The organism is Bradyrhizobium sp. Leo114, from assembly GCF_055229415.2.
On the sequence record NZ_JBUYEN020000163.1, the window covers coordinates 1 to 1373 of the forward strand.

General features: G+C 60.7%; 2 pseudogenes. One reads left to right on the forward strand and one right to left on the reverse strand.

The window, feature by feature from the left end:
- Positions 1-258 precede the first annotated feature (258 nt).
- Positions 259-681, forward strand: a pseudogene (locus ACZIRK_RS45170) (M16 family metallopeptidase); the annotation flags it as partial.
- Positions 682-1042: 361 nt separating this feature from the next.
- Here ACZIRK_RS45170 and ACZIRK_RS45175 read toward each other — a convergent pair.
- A pseudogene (locus tag ACZIRK_RS45175) lies at positions 1043-1373 on the reverse strand (transposase); the annotation flags it as partial.

Below are 1373 nucleotides of genomic sequence, written 5' to 3' on the forward strand. Positions count from 1 at the left end.
TTGACCACATGCCCACAGCAACTGCAGCAGACAGCGTCTCTGGCTGCGTGATAGAAAGGGATCAGGAGCAGTCAGTTTCCAACTAACAAACCGGTTCAAGCGGTCCCGCTCCGCGGGTCCATTTCAGCTTCATGATGAGCCATGGGAGACCGCATCGATGCTTCCGTCAGGTGCGGCGTCGGCGCTCTGCCGAAGAAAAGCTAGTACTGATCGAAGAAGAGTTTGAGGGGGCAAGACGGTCTCGGTGGATGCTAGAACGGCACCCGCGCCGATCGCGCCGGCGAGACGGTGGACGCGATCGAGAAGGAAGTCCGCCGCATGGCCGAGGAAGGCCCGACCCAGAAGGAGCTCGACGAGGCCAAGTCGTATTTGAAGGGTTCGCAGATGCTGGCGCTCGATACCTCCTCGAAGCTCGCGCAGGCGATGCTGCAGTATCAGACCGACAAATTGCCGATCGACTACATCGAGAAGCGCAACGCCATCGTCGACGCGGTGACGCTGGACGACGCCCGCAAGGTATCGCAGCGGCTCTGGGGCCAGGGCCTGCTCACGGTCGTCGTCGGCCGCACCCCGCAGGCCGCGGCCCAGCCGGCCAGTGCCCCATCCGCCGCAACGCCGCCGCCCGCCGTCAGCCCACCGGCCGCCGCGCCATCAGCCGCAACGCCGGCAACACCTAACTAACTTTCTGTTCGTGAGGTGATATGCGATCTGAACTTCGTTGGGGTGCCGCAACAGCTGCGCTCGTTGCAAGCGGTGCCGTCAATTCGGCCGATCTTAAGCCGGCAGCAAAGGTCCCACCGGCACTGTGGAGCCGGACCGGAGGATATATCGGCGGGCACGTGGGAGGCGGCTACGGCCGGTCATCGTTTCGTGATCCAATATGGTCGGTCGATTTACGGTGACCTCGTCGATAGCCCTGTGTTCCTGGCCGGAGGTCAGATCGGCTACAATTGGTAGAAGGAGCCTGGGCTCTTGGCCTCGAATTGGATGCCGGCGGCGCTGTCTCGGACGGCCAAACACCTGACCAGCATCTCTGCCAGATCGTCAAAAAAGTTTCACCAACGAACCGCTTTTGGCGGACTCGTTTCTTCGTCCAGGCGAAGGGCTGTGCTTTTTCATTGTAGGCGCGGATGAAGGCATCGATGTGCTCCTGTAGCTGCGTGATGGCGGTGAATGATGCACCGTTCAACGACTGGCCTTGCAGGATGGAGAACCAGGTCTCGACCTGATTGAGCCAAGATGCCCGCGTCGGCGTAAAATGAAACTGCACCAAGGGGTGCTTTTTGAGCCAGCGCTCATTCTTCTTGTGCGTGTTGAGGTTGTCCAGGATGACGTGAAGTTCGCGGTCCGGAAAGCTGGCAACCAGCCGGTTC